Source organism: Pseudomonas sp. WT-JTC (assembly GCF_056711565.1).
Window position 1 is genome coordinate 3,149,888 of record NZ_CM160042.1, and the last position, 14,302, is coordinate 3,164,189.

General features: G+C 60.4%; 9 protein-coding genes. 7 read left to right on the plus strand and 2 right to left on the minus strand.

The genetic code is table 11. From position 1 onward, the window contains the following. The first annotated feature begins 15 nt into the window (after window positions 1–15). The 4 genes from AC06G5_RS14460 (at window position 16) to AC06G5_RS14475 (ending at window position 6,486) form a co-directional block, all read left to right on the plus strand. On the plus strand, window positions 16–1,326 hold the full coding sequence (locus tag AC06G5_RS14460; RefSeq protein ID WP_413422869.1) for an HlyD family type I secretion periplasmic adaptor subunit: 1,311 nt from the start codon (window positions 16–18) through the stop codon (window positions 1,324–1,326). A gap of 2 nt (window positions 1,327–1,328) precedes the next feature. After that, window positions 1,329–2,696 (plus strand): TolC family outer membrane protein, encoded by a 1,368-nt coding sequence (locus AC06G5_RS14465; protein ID WP_413422765.1) that lies wholly within the window; start codon window positions 1,329–1,331, stop codon window positions 2,694–2,696. Window positions 2,697–2,829: 133 nt separating this feature from the next. Further along, window positions 2,830–4,530, plus strand: coding sequence for a polyurethane esterase (locus AC06G5_RS14470; RefSeq protein ID WP_480459757.1), 1,701 nt, complete (start codon window positions 2,830–2,832; stop codon window positions 4,528–4,530). A gap of 102 nt (window positions 4,531–4,632) precedes the next feature. After that, window positions 4,633–6,486 (plus strand): polyurethane esterase, encoded by a 1,854-nt coding sequence (locus tag AC06G5_RS14475; protein ID WP_413422761.1) that lies wholly within the window; start codon window positions 4,633–4,635, stop codon window positions 6,484–6,486. 122 nt (window positions 6,487–6,608) lie between these two features. On the opposite strand, the gene AC06G5_RS14480 is transcribed toward AC06G5_RS14475, so the two are convergent. Then, window positions 6,609–6,833, minus strand: coding sequence for a YgdI/YgdR family lipoprotein (locus AC06G5_RS14480; RefSeq protein WP_480459759.1), 225 nt, complete (start codon window positions 6,831–6,833; stop codon window positions 6,609–6,611). Window positions 6,834–7,029: 196 nt separating this feature from the next. Here AC06G5_RS14480 and AC06G5_RS14485 point away from each other — a divergent pair, with 196 nt between their 5' ends. Genes AC06G5_RS14485 through AC06G5_RS14495 form a run of 3 tightly spaced genes read left to right on the plus strand, consistent with a single transcriptional unit; the run spans window position 7,030 to window position 12,915 of the window. After that, window positions 7,030–8,697 (plus strand): VRR-NUC domain-containing protein, encoded by a 1,668-nt coding sequence (locus tag AC06G5_RS14485; RefSeq protein ID WP_480459761.1) that lies wholly within the window; start codon window positions 7,030–7,032, stop codon window positions 8,695–8,697. Next, window positions 8,694–10,982: an ATP-dependent DNA helicase gene (locus tag AC06G5_RS14490; RefSeq protein WP_480459763.1), complete on the plus strand. Its 2,289-nt coding sequence runs from the start codon at window positions 8,694–8,696 to the stop codon at window positions 10,980–10,982. Before AC06G5_RS14485 ends, AC06G5_RS14490 begins: the two co-directional genes overlap by 4 nt. A 13-nt stretch (window positions 10,983–10,995) precedes the next feature. Then, a complete protein-coding gene (locus AC06G5_RS14495) occupies window positions 10,996–12,915 on the plus strand; it encodes a hybrid sensor histidine kinase/response regulator (protein ID WP_413422753.1) in 1,920 nt (639 codons plus the stop codon). Between the two features lie 104 nt (window positions 12,916–13,019). Here the strand turns inward: AC06G5_RS14495 and AC06G5_RS14500 are convergent, their stop codons facing one another. Beyond that, window positions 13,020–14,168 carry a MalY/PatB family protein gene (locus AC06G5_RS14500; protein WP_413704873.1) on the minus strand — a complete coding sequence of 383 codons (1,149 nt, stop codon included), beginning with the start codon at window positions 14,166–14,168 and terminating at the stop codon, window positions 13,020–13,022. Window positions 14,169–14,302 lie beyond the last annotated feature (134 nt).

Genomic DNA, 14,302 nt, shown 5'->3' on the forward strand with positions numbered 1-14,302 from the left:
CAAAACGAAGCGACGATGGAGCACGACCACCTGGCTGGACAGCCTGAACGCGACGCGCGTTACTTCGCTCGCCTGGGCTGGATACTGGCGATTGTCGGCGCTGGCAGTTTCTTCACCTGGGCCAGCCTGGCCCCCCTCGACCAGGGCATACCGGTACAGGGCACAGTGGTGGTCTCGGGCAAGCGCAAGGCCGTGCAGTCGATGAGCAACGGCGTGGTCAGCCAGATACTGGTGAGCGAAGGCCAGCGGGTAAAACAGGGCCAGCCGCTGTTCCGGCTCGACCAGACTCAGGTCGCCGCGGACGTGCAATCGCTGCAAGCGCAGTACCGCATGGCCTGGGCCAGCCTTGCCCGTTGGCAAAGCGAGCGGGACAACCTCAAGCAGGTGAGTTTCCCCGCCGAGTTGAGCAACGACCCCGACCCGCGTCTGGCGTTGGTGCTCGAAGGCCAGCGCCAGCTGTTCAGCAGCCGCCGCGATGCATTCGCCCGCGAGCAGGCCGCGTTGCGCGCCAGCATCGAAGGCGCCGGCGCGCAACTGGCCGGCATGCGCCGCGCCCGTACCGACTTGAACGCTCAAGCCGATTCCCTGCAACAACAGCTAAGCAATCTGACGCCACTGGCGGAAAACGGCTACATCCCGCGCAATCGGTTGATGGAGTACCAGCGGCAACTGTCGCAAGTGCAACAACAGTTGGCAGAAAATCTCGGCGAAAGCGGCCGGGTGGAGCAGGGTATTGTCGAGTCTCGCTTGAAGCTGCAACAGCATATCGAGGAGTACCAGAAAGAAGTACGCACCCAACTGGCCGAAGCGCAGCTCAAAAGCGTGACGCTGGAAGAACAGTTGAACTCCGCCGGGTTCGATCTGCAGCACAGCGAGATCATTGCCACGGCTGACGGCATTGCGGTCAATCTGGGGGTGCACACGGTAGGCGCAGTGGTGCGTCAGGGCGACAACCTGCTGGAGATCGTACCTCAGGACACGCGCCTGGAAGTGGAAGGGCACCTGCCGGTCAACCTGATCGACAAGGTCGGTCCGCACCTGCCGGTGGATATCCTGTTCACCGCCTTCAACCAGAGCCGCACCCCGCGTGTACCGGGCGAAGTCAGCCTGGTCTCCGCCGACCAGTTGCTCGATGAGAAAACCGGCGCACCGTACTACGTGCTGCGCAGCAGCGTCAGTGACCAGGCCATGGAGAAACTCAATGGCCTGGTGATCAAGCCCGGCATGCCAGCGGAGATGTTCGTGCGTACCGGTGAACGTTCGCTCCTCAATTATTTGTTCAAACCGCTGCTCGACCGGGCAGGCTCCGCGTTGACCGAGGAATAAGGATGTTCGGCAGTATGAATAAGCTTTCGATGCTCGGGGCGGCGTGGATGTTGTTCGCGGGCAACCAGGCCGTGGCGGCCATGGGACCGTTCGAGGTCTATGAACAGGCATTGCGCAATGATCCGGTATTCCTCGGCGCCATCAAGGAACGTGATGCAGGCCTTGAGAACCGTGCCATCGGCCGCGCCGGGCTGTTGCCAAGACTGGGTTACAACTACAACAAGGGCCGCAATAGCTCCAAGGTCACCTACCTCGACGAGCGCAGGCAAAACCAGAGCGATGACCGCAACTACAGCAGTTACGGTTCCAGCCTGACCTTGCAACAACCGTTGCTCGACTACGAGGCCTACGCGGCTTATCGCAAGGGCGTCGCGCAATCGCTGTTTGCCGACGAAAATTTTCGTGGCAAGAGCCAGCAATTGCTGGTGCGGGTGCTGGAAAACTACACCAAGGCGTTGTTCGCCCAGGACCAGATCGATATCGCCCTGGCCAAGAAGAAAGCTTTCGAGCAGCAGTTCCAGCAGAACGAGCAGATGTTTCGCCAGGGCGAAGGTACTCGCACCGACATTCTCGAAGCCGAATCGCGCTACGAACTGGCTATCGCCGAAGAAATCGAAGCGCGTAATGAACAGGATGCATCTCTGCGCGAACTTGGCGCGCTGATCGGTGTGCCGGCGATCGACATTGCCGACCTTGCACCACTGGATCAAAACTTCCAGACCTTCACCCTGCAGCCGGCCAATTACGACACCTGGCATGAGATGGCCGTGGCCAATAACCCCAACCTGGCTTCCCAGCGCCAGGCGCTTGAAGTGGCGCGCTACGAGGTCGAGCGCAACCGGGCCGGGCACCTGCCCAAGGTCAGCGCCTACGCCTCGGTGCGTCAGAATGAATCGGAAAGCGGCAACACCTACAACCAGCGCTACGACACCAACACCATCGGCATCGAAATCAATGTGCCGCTGTACGCCGGCGGTGGTGTTTCTGCATCGACCCGCCAGGCAAGCCGTGCGATGGAGCAGGCCGAGTACGAACTGGATGGCAAGACCCGGGAAACCCTGATCGAGTTGCGACGGCAGTTCAGCGCCTGCCTGACAGGGGTGAGCAAGCTGCGTGCCTATCAGAAAGCCCTGACCTCCGCCGAAGCGCTGGTGGTCTCGACCAGGCAAAGCATTCTGGGCGGTGAGCGGGTCAACCTCGATGCGCTCAATGCCGAGCAACAATTGTTTACCACCCGCCGGGATCTGGCCCAGGCGCGCTACGACTATCTGATGGCCTGGACCAAGTTGCATTACTACGCCGGGACCTTGAATGAACAGGATCTGGCCAGGGTCGACGAGGCGTTCGGACAAGGCCTTCAAACCCGATGATTGCCCCCGTAGGAGCTGCCGCAGGCTGCGATCTTCTGATCTTCAGCGTTTTCGTTGACGCAAAAAGATCGCAGCCTTCGGCAGCTCCTGCAAAAAGCGAAATACAGCCGGAAATAAATGGAAAGGTAACGACATGGGACTGTTTGATTACAAAAACGCCGGAAGCGAAGCCGGCAAGGCGTTGTACAGCGATGCCATCGCCTTGACGCTTTATGCGTACACGCCCACCGGCCAGCCACTACCAGCCGGCGGTTGGGCGCCGATAAGCGCCACGACGCTGGGCTATCAGGGCAAGGTTGGCGCCCAAGGTACCTTCTATGGCGAGAAGGACGGCTTCACCAGCGCCGAAGCCGAAATCCTCGGTAAATACGACGGCGCCGGGAACCTGATTGGCCTGGGCATCGCCTTCCGTGGCACCGGTGGCCTGGGGTACGGCGACACCTTTGGCGACATGAAAAACAACCTGTTGGCCGCGGTCGGCCCGGTGGATTATGCGAGCAACTACGCGAAAAACGCTTTCGACAGCCTGCTCAAGAGCGTCGCTGCATTCGCTATCGCCCACGGCCTGAGTGCCAGGGACGTTGTGGTCAGCGGGCATAGCCTTGGCGGGTTGGGGGTCAACAGCCTGGCGGAGTTGAGTGGCAATAACTGGGGCGGTTTCTTCAAGGACGCCAACTACATCGCCTTCGCTTCGCCAACCCAAAGCGCCACCGGCAACAACGTGCTCAACATCGGTTACGAGAACGACCCGGTGTTTCGGGTGCTCGACGGCACTACCTTCAGCAGTGGCTCACTGGGCAAGCACGATGGTCATCAGGATTCAGCGACCAACAACGTCGTCAACTTCAATGATCAGTACGCCTCCACCGCGCAGAACCTGGTGCCCTTCAGCATTCTCAACCCGCTGAACTGGTCGGCCCATGGATCGCTGGGTTACGCCGACGGACTGAACCGGGTGATCGACTCTGCCTTCTATGACCTGACCGGGAAGGATTCGACCCTGATCGTCTCCAACCTGTCGGTGTCGACTCGCGGCGCCACCTGGGTCGAGGACCTCGGGCGCAGTGGCGAGCCGCACACAGGCAGCACGTTTATCATCGGCACCGACAGCGCCGATTGGCTCAAGGGCGGCGCCGGCAATGACTTCATCGAAGGCCGGGACGGCAACGACCGTTTCCGCGACGACGGCGGCTTCAACATACTTTTGGGCGGCAAGGGCAACAACACGTTCGAACTGCTCAAGCCACTGCAGAACTTCAGCTTCGCCAACGATGGCGATGGCACGCTGTTCGTACGTGACGCCTATGGCGGCATCAGCATGACCCGGGACATCGGCGCGCTGGTGAGCCAGGAATCCGGATCATGGTGGAGCACCAGGGACATCACCTGGACCGTCACCGGCAACGGCCTGCTCAATGGCAACGAACTGACCCGCTACAGTCATTCGCTCAACGGCGATGCCCTCGGCAATACGCTGTTAGCCGACGTCCAGGGTGACTGGCTGTTCGGCAACGGCGGCGATGACGTATTGCGCAGCGACAAGGGCCACGTGACCTTCGTCGGCGGCAACGGCAACGACGTGATGCATTCCACCGGGGACGGCAGCAATTCCTTCCTGTTCAGCGGCGCTTTCGGATTTGATGCGATCAATGGCTACCAGGGCAGCGACACCCTGGTGTTCATGGGCGTTGAAGGCGCGGGGCAGGGCTATGACTACCGACAGCATGCCTCCCAGGCCGGTCAAGACACGGTGCTCAAGGTTGGCGACTTTTCCGTGACCCTGGTCGGGGTGGGGCTGGATAACCTGTCGACTTCCGGCTTTGTGTTTGCCTGACAGATTTTTGTAACAGCACTGGAGGCTCCGGGCATCTCGCGATCGAGGTGTCCCGGCAGTGAGCTATCTCTGACAATTCCAACAAAGAGAGAGGCAATACCCATGGGTGTGTACGACTACAAGAACCTTGGTACAGCAGACGCCAAAGCGTTGTTCACCGACGCGATGGCAATCACGCTGTACTCCTATCACAACCTCGACAACGGCTTTGCCACCGGTTACCAGCACAACGGTTTCGGCGTGGGCCTGCCGGCAACGTTGGTGACCGCGCTGATTGGCGGCACCGACTCCCAAGGGGTGATTCCCGGTATCCCCTGGAACCCAGATTCGGAAAAAGCTGCACTGGAGGCGGTACAGAAAGCCGGTTGGACACCCATCACCGCCGCGCAGTTGGGTTATGACGGCAAAGTCGATGCACGGGGAACCTTCTTCGGCGAAAAAGCCGGCTATACCAGCGCCCAGGTGGAAATCCTCGGTAAATACGACGCCCAAGGGCACCTCACGGAAATCGGCATCGCCTTTCGCGGCACCAGTGGCCCTCGTGAAAACCAGATCAGTGACTCCATCGGCGATGTCATCAATGACCTGTTGGCGGCATTGGGTCCACAGGATTACGCGAAAAACTATGTGGGTGAAGCGTTCGGGAAGCTGCTCGCCGACGTCGCGGCGTTTGCCCGGGCCAACGGGCTGTCCGGTAATGACGTGCTGGTCAGCGGTCACAGTCTCGGCGGGCTGGCAGTCAATAGCCTGGCGGATTTGAGCCGCGAAAAATGGGGCGGCTTCTTCCAGGACTCCAACTACATTGCCTACGCCTCGCCAACTCAAGGCAGCAGCGACAAGGTGCTGAACATCGGCTATGAAAACGATCCAGTGTTCCGTGCGCTGGACGGTTCGGCGTTCAACCTGGCATCGGTCGGTGTGCACGATGCCAATCAAGCCTCGGCCACCAACAACATTGTCAGCTTCAATGACCACTACGCGTCGACCGCATGGAATCTGCTGCCGTTTTCCATCCTCAACATCCCGACCTGGATTTCCCACTTGCCGACCGGTTACGGCGACGGCATGACCCGGGTGCTGGAATCGCGGTTCTACGACCTCACCAGCAAAGACTCGACCATTATTGTTGCCAACCTCTCGGACCCGGCGCGGGCCAACACCTGGGTCCAGGACCTGAACCGCAATGCCGACACCCACAAAGGCAGCACTTTCATTATCGGCAGTGACGGCAACGACCTGATCCAGGGCGGCAAGGGCAACGACTATCTGGAAGGCCGCGACGGCAACGACACCTTCCGCGATGCCGGTGGCTACAACGTCCTTTTGGGCGGCAAGGGGCACAACGTGCTCGACTTGCAGCAGTCGGTGAAAAACTTCGACTTTGCCAACGACGGCGCCGGCAACCTGTACATCCGCGATGCCAATGGCGGCATCAGTATCACCCGTGACATCGGCAGCATCATGAGCAAGGAGCCGGGCTTTTTATGGGGGCTGGTCAAGGATGACGTGACCCACAGCGTCACCGCCAACGGGCTGGCGGACGGTAACCAGCTGACCCGGTACGAGTCGTCGATAAAGGGGGGCATGGGGAACGATACGCTCAAGGCGCAGGCGCTCGGCGATTGGTTGTTCGGTCTCGACGGCAACGATCATTTGATCGCAGGCAAGGGCAACGACGTGTTGATCGGCGGGGCCGGCAACGACCTGCTGGAATCGGGGGGCGGGATCGATACGTTCCTGTTCAGCGGCGCGTTTGGCCACGACCGGGTGCTGGGTTATCAGGCGAACGACAAACTGGTGTTTCTCGGGGTACAGGGTGTTACGCCGGACGACGACTTCCGGGCCCATGCCAGCGTGGTGGGGCAGGATACCGTGCTGACGTTTGGCAATGATTCAGTGACATTGGTCGGGGTCGGGCTGGACAGTTTGTCGGGTGTGGGGATTGTGATCGCCTGATGGTGAGTTGGCGCCGGTAAGGGCCTCTTCGTCGGAGCGCCGCCCGGACCAGTCCCGCTCCCGCAAGGTTGGCGCATACCTTGTGGGAGCGGGCTTTCCCGCGATGAACGATAACGCGAAATTCAGTCTTCCTTGCGGATCGTGGCCACTTCATCAGCCTTGACTTTCACTTTCGCCCCGGAAATATCTTCGAACTCGAAGAAGCCATCCTTTGTCTTGGTTTTCGGCATGTCCTTGGTCAAATACTGGGTGCCGTTCTGCAGGGTCACCACCGTTGGCGTCGAGCAGCCGGCCAGCATCAGCAGGACCGCTGCCGCCAGGGGCAAGCCCAAAGTCTTGATGTCCATGATCACCTCCCGTACGTTTTGAAGCAGTGCCGTCAGTTCGAGGCTGTCACCGCATCTCTCTGGCGGTTGGTGCTGCCGGGGCGCAGAAAGTTCTACTGCCCTGAAAAATACCGTACAGCGCCGCCATTTATCCTTTTCCGATTGCACCGGGCAGGGCGGAACTGGTATCTGTACGCATAACCAGTACTCGCTCGCCATGGCCCATTTCCCTGTGACTGCAAATCCCCTCGACGATCCGTTCTACTACTTGAACAACTTCATGCAAGTGCTTGATTGGCTTGAGCAGCGCTCCAGCGATGTGTTGAGCGTCGAAGAGCAGCGCTTTATTGATGAGTTTAAGCGGTTGCCCCGTGAGTCGCAGGCACTGCTGGTCAGAATGGTGATGCGCAAAGGCGTACATTTCCGGGCGAGCAAGCTGCATTACGACGAAATCGGCGATATCGGCATAGCCGCCGGCCCGCTGCTCGAACTGGGTTGGGTCGACGGGCAAATGCCCATCGCCATCGACGAACTGTTCGAGGTGCTGCTCAAGGCAGAAATCCTCCAGACCTTCGCCACTGTCATCGATCAACCCAAAGGCAAGAAAGCCGATTGGTTGCCGACGCTCTGCGAGCAATTTCCCCAGGCGCAAAGCTTCAACGCCTGGTGCCCGTGGCTGGATGAGCGCCTGTTCAGCCTGACCATCATGGAGTTGTGCGATCGCCTGCGCCTGATGTTCTTCGGCAACCTGTACCAGGACTGGTCGGAATTCGTGTTGGCCGATCTCGGCATTTATACCTATGAAAAAGTCGAATTCTGTGCCGAATCCCGTGGCTTGCGCAGCCGGGAAGACGTGGACGCCTGTGTCCTCCTGCATGCGTACCAGCAACAATTCGAGGCCGGTGAAGCGCTGGAAGAGGTGGTCGAGCGTATCAAGGGGCTGGTGCTGGACAATCCATGGTTGCAACGGCGGCGTGGCAAGCTGCTGTTCCAGATGGGGCAGTATTGCGAGCGCATCGTGGATTTCGCCATGGCCCTGAACCTCTACCGCGAATGTGCCTATCCGGGCGCGCGTTCGCGATTGATTCGCGTGCTGGAACGCAGTGGCGAGTTTGAGTTGGCGATGGACCTGGCCACACAGGCCGAACAGGCTCCGGAAAGTGCCGCGGAACACCAGCAGTTGCTCCGCGTGTTGCCACGCCTGCGGCGCAAGCTCGGCGGGCCGCCCATCAAGCGGGCAGCGCCTCGGCAAATGCAGCGTCTGGACCTGCAATTACCGAGGACAGACCCGGCGCTACCGGTGGAACTTCACGTCCAGGCGCATTTGGCGCAAGCGTCGGCGCCAGTGCACTACGTCGAAAACAGCCTGATCAATTCACTGTTCGGTTTGCTGTGTTGGCCCGCGATTTTCGCGCCTCTGCCGGGTGCCTTCTTTCACCCGTTCCAGCGCGGGCCGGTGGATTTGCTCAGCGAAGACTTCCATGGACGCCGGGCCGAACTGTTTCAGGCTTGTCTGGCCGAACTCGACGACGGGCGCTATCGGCAGACCATCCGCGAACGGTATGCCGCCAAGTGGGGCGTGCAGTCCCCATTCGTGTTCTGGAGCGTGCTCGACGAAGAACTGCTGGAGCAAGCACTGGATTGCCTCCCGGCCGAGCACCTCAAGCATTGGTTCAACCGCCTGTTGCTGGACATCAAGGCCAATCGCGCCGGCATGCCGGACCTGATCCAGTTCTGGCCGCAGCAAAAGACCTACCGCATGATTGAAGTCAAAGGCCCGGGCGATCGCCTGCAGGACAACCAGTTGCGCTGGCTGGAATTCTGCCATGAGCACCAGATGCCGATTGCCGTGTGCTACGTGCAATGGGCGGAGCAGGGCGCTTGAGCTACAGCATTGCGGTACGGGCGTTGTGTGAGTTCACCGCCAAGACCGGCGACCTCGATCTGCGCTTCACACCGTCGCCCACCGCGCTGGAGGGCATCGTCGGGCACCGTACGGTGGCATCACGGCGCAGCGAGGGCTATCAAAGCGAAGTCGCCCTTGAAGGCCAGTATCAGACCTTGACGGTCAAGGGCAGGGCCGATGGCTATGACCCTGGGCAGAACTGCCTGGAAGAGGTCAAGACCTACCGCGGAGACTTGAGCAAACAACCGGCCAACCACCGTCAATTGCATTGGGCCCAGGCGAAAATCTACGGCTGGTTGATGTGCCGGAAACTGGATCTGCCCCGGATCAACCTGGCGCTGGTGTATTTCGACATCGTCAGCGAAAAGGAAACCTGCCTGGTCGAGCCCTTCGAGGCCGCGCAGCTGCAACAGTTCTTCGAGCGGCACTGCGCGCGCTTCCTCCAATGGGCGCAACAGGAAGTCGCCCATCGTGACGGGCGCAATCTAGCGGCGCAGCATCTTGCGTTTCCCCACGCCGGTTTTCGGACGGGGCAGCGCCACCTGGCCGAGTCGGTGTTCAAGGCTGTCAGCACGGGGCGCTGCCTGATGGCCCAGGCGCCCACTGGAATCGGTAAAACCCTGGGCACCCTGTTTCCCATGCTCAAGGCGCTGGCGCCGCAGCAACTGGACAAAGTGTTCTTCCTCACGGCGAAAACCCCGGGACGCAAACTGGCCCTGGACGCCGCGCAAGTGATTCTGGCCAGCACCGATGCGCCGCCGTTGCGGGTGCTGGAAATGATCGCCCGGGACAAGGCCTGCGAACACCCGGACAAGGCCTGCCACGGCGAGTCCTGTCCACTGGCCCGGGGTTTCTACGATCGCCTGCCCGCCGCACGGCAGGCGGCCAGTCAACTGAGCCTGTTGAACCAGGGCGCCTTGCGCGAGGTCGCCCTGGCACACGATGTCTGTCCGTATTACCTGAGCCAGGAAATGGCGCGCTGGGCCGACGTGGTGGTTGCCGACTACAACTATTACTTCGATTTCAGCGCGCTACTGTTCGGTCTGGCCCAGGCCAACAACTGGAAAGTCGCGGTGCTGGTCGACGAAGCCCATAACCTGGTGGAACGCGGCCGGCAGATGTACAGCGCGAGCCTTGATCAGGCGACCTTCAACGGTGTGCGCCAAACCGCACCCGAATTGCTGAAAAAGTCGATGCAGCGAGTCAACCGCGAGTGGAATGCCCTGCATAACGCGCAAACCGGCGCCTACCAGGCTTATGACAAAACGCCGGAAAAGCTCCTTCAGGCACTGTCATCGTGCAGCGCCAGCATTGGTGACTACCTGAACGATCACCCGCAAGGACTGGACAGCACACTGCAGGGCTTTTACTTCGACATGCTGCATTTTTGCCGGGTGGCCGAGCTTTTCGACGAAAATTTCCTGTTCGACATCAGCAAGCGCGACCTTGAACGCAAGCGCAATCTCTCGCAGCTGTGCCTGCGCAATGTGGTTCCCGCCGGGTTCATCCGCCCGCGCCTGACTGCCGCTCGCAGCACGGTGCTGTTTTCCGCGACCCTCAGCCCCCGGCACTATTACGCCGATTTACTGGGAACACCGGCGGACACGGTATGTATCGACGTCGAGTCGCCGTTTCATGCCGATCAATTGCAAGTGCACATCATCAGCCAGATCTCCACGCGGTTCGTACATCGCCAGTCCTCTCTCGAACCGATTGTGGATTTGATCGCCAGACAGTTCTGCAAGCGTCCCGGCAACTACCTGGCGTTTTTCAGCAGCTTCGAATACTTGCAGCAAGTGGCGCAGTTACTCACCGAGAAACATCCGCACATCAGCCTGTGGTCGCAGTCCCGGGGCATGGGCGAAGCGCAACGTCAGCAGTTTCTCGATCAATTCCACGCCGACGGCCAGGGTGTCGGCTTTGCGGTACTGGGCGGGGCCTTTGGCGAAGGCATCGATTTGCCCGGTGCCCGGTTGATCGGCGCATTTATCGCCACGTTGGGGCTGGCACAGCTCAATCCGGTGAACGAGCAACTGAAGCAGCGCATGGCCGCCATTTTTGGCGCCGGCTACGACTATACGTATCTGTTTCCCGGCGTACAGAAAGTGGTGCAGGCCGCTGGACGGGTCATCCGTACGCAACAGGACCAAGGGGTGGTGATGCTGATCGATGACCGTTTTGGCGAGAGCAAGGTCAAGCAGTTGTTGCCGCGTTGGTGGGCTTTCCAAAAACCCGGTATGACGCATACTCCAGAGAAACAATGAAGCGGTGGGATCAATGAGCGAAGATCGAACCAGGGTCAGTGCCATCGAAGACGGTCGTTTTCGGCTATTGATCGATGCGGTGATCGACTACGCGATCTACATGATCGATCCCGATGGCATCATCACCAGCTGGAATGCCGGCGCCAGGCGTTTCAAGGGGTATGAGGAGGCCGAGATCCTCGGCCAGCATTTCTCGCGTTTCTATACCGATGAAGATCGTCGTGCCGGCTTGCCCCAGCGGGCACTGGACACGGCGATTCGTGAAGGGCGGTTCGAGGGCGAAGGCTGGCGGGTGCGCAAGGACGGTACGCGTTTCTGGTCGCATGTGGTCATCGATCCGATTCTCGACCCGTCGGGCACGTTACTGGGGTTCGCCAAGATCACCCGGGACCTGACCGATCGCAAAATGGCCGAGGAAGTCCTCAAACAGAGCGAGCAGCAATTCCGCCTGCTGGTGCAGAGCGTTACTGACTACGCGATCTATATGCTTTCGCCGGACGGACGCGTGAGCAACTGGAATCCTGGCGCCCAGCGCATCAAGGGTTACTTGCCGGAAGAAGTCATTGGCCAGCATTTTTCGATGTTCTATACCCCGGAGGATCGCGAAGCCCGCGAGCCACAACGGACGCTGGACATCGCCGTTCGTGAAGGGCGTTTTGAAAACAAGGGCTGGCGGATGCGCAAGGACGGTACGCGGTTCCTCGCCCATGTCATTGTCGACCCGATCTGGGGCGACACCGGCACCTTGCTCGGTTTTGCCAAGATTACCCGCGATATCACTGAGGTCACGCAAGCGCAGCAGGCGCTGGAGCAAACCCGGGAGGCCTTGTTCCAGGCGCAGAAAATGCAGGCCATCGGTCAGCTCAGCGGCGGCATCGCTCACGATTTCAACAACCTGCTGACGGTGATCCTCGGCAACCTGGAAATCCTGCGCAAGCGGGTGACGGACGATCCCAAAATTACCCGCTTGATCGACAACGCCACCCAAGGTGCCTTGCGCGGTGTTTCCCTGACCCAGCGCATGCTGGCGTTTGCCCGACGCCAGGAGCTCAAGTCGGAACCGGTGCGGATACCGGCATTGGTGGAAGGCATTTCCGGGCTGTTGCGCAGCTCCCTCGGGCCTTCGGTGAAAATCGAAACGCGTTTTCCCGAGGGGCTCGAACCCGTGATGGCTGACCTCAACCAGCTGGAACTGGCGGTCCTGAACCTGGCGACCAATGCCCGTGATGCCATGCCCCACGGCGGGACCCTCAGCTTCAGTGCCAGAACCGATGAAGTGACCGACAGCTCCACCTCATCCCTGGCGTTGGGGCGTTACGTCTGCCTGAGTATTGCCGATACGGGCGAGGGCATGGACGAAACCACGCTGGCCTCGGCGATGGACCCGTTCTTTACCACCAAGGGCGTGGGTAAAGGCACGGGCCTGGGGTTGTCGATGGTCCACGGCTTTATCGAGCAATTGGGTGGCCGCTTCATCCTCAAGAGCCGGAAGGATCAGGGCACGACCGCCGAACTCTGGTTGCCGGTCGCCGCCAGTGGCTCGGCCGTCCAACCGGTTTCCAAGGCATCGGCCGTGACGGTGCCTCGCCTGTGCGTACTGGTGGTGGACGATGACAGCCTGGTGTTGACCAGCACCAGCCTGCTGCTCGAGGACCTCGGGCACCGGGTCATCAGTGCGGCCTGCGGTGCCACGGCGCTGGAGCTGTTTGAAAGTGGACCGGAGATTGATCTGGTCATCACCGACATGGCCATGCCACAGATGAATGGCGCGCAACTGGCCAATGCCATCAGGATCATTCGACCGGGCGTGCCGATCATCCTCGCCACCGGTTATGCCGAACGGCTGGAAGGCTTTGCCGCCCATCTGCCACGGTTGTCGAAACCTTTTACCCAACTCAACCTGGTGGAAGTCATTGCCTTGGCGATGAAGTGACGCGGCAGACCAGATTGCCCGGTATCTGTAGGAGCGAGCTTGCTCGCGATGGAGTGTCAGTCGACACTCACTCAGCTGACACACCTTCGCGAGCAAGCTCGCTCCTACAGATGGCGCAAGCTGCGCTCCATCCGCGCAATGCCTTCTTCCAGCAGCGACCGTGGGCAGCCGAAATTCAGGCGCACGAACTGCTTGCAGTCATCGCCGAAGTCCAGACCGGCGCTCAATCCGACCCTGGCCTGTTCCAGGAAGAACTGCTGTGGGTTGTCCAGCCCCAGTGCCGTGCAGTCCAGCCATGCCAGGTAGGTGCTTTGCGGCAGGTTCATGGTGATGCCCGGCAGGCGGGTGCGCACGGCCTCGGCGAGGAAATCGCGGTTGTCCTGCAGGTAGACCTTCAGCGCTGCCAGCCATGGCGCAGCTTCGCTGTAGGCGACGCGGGTGGCTTCCATGCCCAGCGGATTGACACTGTCGACCATGCCGCAACGGGCGTGGTTGACCTTCTCGCGCAGGTGACGGTCCTGGATGATCATGAACGAGGTTTTCAGGCCGGCGATGTTGTAGGCCTTACTTGCCGACATCAGCGTGATGGTGCGCTGGGCGATTTGCGGGCTCAGGGTAGCCATCGGAATGTGCGTGCGGCCGTCGAAGCACAACTCGGCGTGGATCTCGTCGGAAATGATCCAGGCATCATGCTCAAGGCAAATGTCGGCGATGGCTTGCAGTTCTGCGCGGGGGAAGGCCTTGCCCAGTGGGTTGTGCGGGTTGCTCAGCAGCAGTGCGCCACCGCCTTGCAGTGACTGGCTCAAGGAATCCAGCGGCGTGACGTAGGTACCATCGGCTTGCGCGTCGAAATTCAGCTCGACCTTGTTCAGCCCCCAATGCCCGGGTGCGTGGCGCAGCGGCGGGTAGTTCGGAACCTGCACGACGACGTTCTGTTGCGGCTGCACCAGGGCCTTCAATGCCATGTTGAAGCCCGACTCGACGCCCGGCAGGAAAATCAGCTCCTGGGGCTCGACGCGCCAGGCGTACTTGTTCCAGAGGTCGGCAACGATCGCCTCGCGCAGGTCATCCTGGGCCACGCTGTAACCGACCATCGGGTGTTCCAGGCGCTTCTGCAGGGCCTGGATGATCACCGGCGGCGCAGCGAAATCCATGTCGGCGACCCACATCGGCAACACGTCGGCCGGGTAGCGGCTCCACTTGGTACTGCCGGTGTTGTGGCGGTCGAACACCTGATCAAAATCGAAAGTCATGCGGGGTCTCGTAACGGCAGGTTGGTTATGGCGCCATGATAATCGCCAATCCCTTGTAGGAGCGAGCTTGCTTGCGATGGAGTGTCAGTCGACACTCACTCAGCTGATACACCATCGCGAGCAAGCTCGCTCCT

Bases quoted from the DNA above. Each gene is read 5' to 3' on its own strand.
- AC06G5_RS14460 (WP_413422869.1), top strand. From the start codon at position 16: ATGGAGCACGACCACCTGGCTGGACAGCCTGAACGCGACGCGCGTTAC.
- AC06G5_RS14465 (WP_413422765.1), top strand. From the start codon at position 1,329: ATGTTCGGCAGTATGAATAAGCTTTCGATGCTCGGGGCGGCGTGGATG.
- AC06G5_RS14470 (WP_480459757.1), top strand. From the start codon at position 2,830: ATGGGACTGTTTGATTACAAAAACGCCGGAAGCGAAGCCGGCAAGGCG.
- AC06G5_RS14475 (WP_413422761.1), top strand. From the start codon at position 4,633: ATGGGTGTGTACGACTACAAGAACCTTGGTACAGCAGACGCCAAAGCG.
- AC06G5_RS14480 (WP_480459759.1), bottom strand. From the start codon at position 6,833: ATGGACATCAAGACTTTGGGCTTGCCCCTGGCGGCAGCGGTCCTGCTG.
- AC06G5_RS14485 (WP_480459761.1), top strand. From the start codon at position 7,030: ATGGCCCATTTCCCTGTGACTGCAAATCCCCTCGACGATCCGTTCTAC.
- AC06G5_RS14495 (WP_413422753.1), top strand. From the start codon at position 10,996: ATGAGCGAAGATCGAACCAGGGTCAGTGCCATCGAAGACGGTCGTTTT.
- AC06G5_RS14500 (WP_413704873.1), bottom strand. From the start codon at position 14,168: ATGACTTTCGATTTTGATCAGGTGTTCGACCGCCACAACACCGGCAGT.